This window comes from Telluria sp. ZB4P36 (assembly GCF_059685865.1).
This window is the reverse complement of sequence record NZ_JCASIE010000050.1, coordinates 1-2,140: the sequence shown is the minus strand read 5'-3', so window position 1 is coordinate 2,140 and position 2,140 is coordinate 1. Positions and strand designations below refer to the sequence as shown.

The 2,140-nt window shown below is 66.8% G+C and carries 1 protein-coding gene and 2 pseudogenes; all 3 read left to right on the top strand.

The features are described 5' to 3' along the window. Positions 1–702: pseudogene (locus tag AC56LK_RS25215) on the top strand (hypothetical protein); the annotation flags it as partial. 66 nt (positions 703–768) lie between these two features. Further along, positions 769–1,149 (top strand): hypothetical protein, encoded by a 381-nt coding sequence (locus tag AC56LK_RS25210; protein ID WP_497187180.1) that lies wholly within the window; start codon positions 769–771, stop codon positions 1,147–1,149. Between the two features lie 420 nt (positions 1,150–1,569). Then, positions 1,570–2,140: pseudogene (locus tag AC56LK_RS25205) on the top strand (hypothetical protein); the annotation flags it as partial.

Sequence of the window (2,140 nt, the reverse complement as noted above, 5' to 3'; positions counted from 1 at the left end):
GCTGCCGGTACCGGCGCCGCAGGTGCGGAAGGCACCGGCGGTGCGGGCGCAGCAGGCGGTGCAGGCGCTGAAGGCAGCGCCACCGCAGGCGCCGGCGCAGCCGGCACCTCGACCGCAGGCGCCGGCGCAGCCGGCACCTCGACCGGCGGTGCCGGTGCGGCAGGCGGCGCAGGCGGCGCCGGTGCCGAAGGCGGTGCTGGAGGGGCTGGCGCCGCAGGTGGCGCAGGCGGTTCCGGCGCAGCGGGCGGCGCAGGCGGTGCCGGTGCAGCAGGCGGTGCAGGTGGCGCGGGCGGTGCCAGCGGTGCCGCTTCCAACACCGGCGGCGCAGGCGCGGCAGGCGGCGAAGCCACCGGCGGCGAATCGACCAGCGGTACGGCTACCTCGGGTGGCGCAACCGGCGGTGACGGCGCTGCCGGCGGCATGGGCGGCAGCAACACCTCGGGCGCAGGCGGCGCAGGCGGCACCAACACCGGCGGCGCAGCCACCGGCGGAGCAGGTGCCGCGGGTACCGGCGGCAACGCCGGCAGCCAGGAAGTGAGCACCGGCGCCTTCAACATGTCGAACACCATGGATACCGTCTCGCAAGCGGCGGCCGGTGTCTCGGTGATCAGCCAGAACGGCGGCTTCTCGTCGCTGGTGCAGCAAAGCGTCAACGTTCAGTCGAACATGAACGTCGGCAGCAGCGCCGGCACGACCCAGTAAGTCGGGCAGTGAACGCCGCGCGGCACCGGCCGCGCGGCGTTTTTATTATAAGAACAGGAGAATGTCATGAGACCCGTGAACCGATTCGTGCTGGCGGCGCTTGCCGCGCTACCTCTGGCGGTCCAGGCCGCCGATCCGGACAAGCTGCCCGTCAAGCTCGGCTTCCTGTACGACGTGAAGGTGGCGCCCGCCATCGACGGCACCTGGGGCGAGGCCCTTGCCGCCGACAGCCTGGAACGCACCAGCGGCAAGGACGACACCATCCACACCGAAGCGGTACTGGGCGGTACGGTGGGCAACAATACCGCGGTCAATACCGTCAGCGGCAATAACGTCATCGACAGCGGCTCCTTCAGCAATGCGCAAGGCTTGCCCATGGTGATCCAGAACAGCGGCTCCAACGTGCTCATCCAGAACGCCACCGTCATCAACCTCCGGCTGCAATAGCCGGGCGCGTCCACCCTCCAGCTGTCGCAGCGCGACAAGCCTGCGACACTTCTCCAGCAGCCCTTGCATTGGCCAATCCAGTTCGCCGCGATGGCGGATCGCCCTCCTTTTTTCCTACATATCCGAAGCAATCAAAGTAGCGTTCGCTCATGGATTGCCGGGCGCGGCTGTTACAGCCTGATACAGTCTCGTGACCATTGCGTTACAAGTGTCACAGATCTGCGACAAGCTTCGTCGAAGTTGTTGAACTTCCCCATCAATCTAGTCCTACAAGCTTGCTTAGCATAAAAATCCTCAAATTAAACAAAGACTTGCAGAACGGAGGTTCGCTGGCACGCAAACTGCTAAGAGTGAGATGGACCGGTGACATTGAACGCCGGGCATTTCAACTTTTCAGTGACACACAAAGGGGAGTATCAGATGAAGCGCACTATTCTGGCGACCGCGATCGCACTGGCATTCGGCATGGCTCAAGCACAAGACGGCAATACTGCCGGCGACGTCCAAGGCGGCAATACCCAAACCCAAACCACTGACCAGAGCAACAACTCTGATAACCGCAACTCCTCGGGCCAGAATCGCAGCACCGGCAACGCGAGCGCCGCCGCAATCGGCGCGGCCGCTGCCAACAACAACGGCACCTCGACCTCGAGCGTGGCCAGCTCGTTCAACAACTCGAGCGCTACCGCCACCAGCAACCTGACCGGCACCGTGACCGGCAATGAAATCCGCAACATCGGCAACAGCGCCATCAACAGCGGCAACGCCAACGGCGCAGGCGGTTATGGCGCACGCGGCGGCGATGCCACCGGCGGCGACGCACGCGGCGGCGACGGCGGCGCAAGCGGCAACGCCCGCGGCGCCAACGGCGCCATGGGCGGCGCAGGCGCCGACGGCAGCAGCGGCAACGCCACCAGCGGCGCAGCCGACACCGGTGCTGCCAACGGCGGCGCCGGCGGCGCAGGCGGCCTGACCGGCAATGCCCGCACCG

Coding starts and splice junctions, on each gene's coding strand:
- AC56LK_RS25210 (WP_497187180.1), top strand. CDS start 769: ATGAGACCCGTGAACCGATTCGTGCTGGCGGCGCTTGCCGCGCTACCT.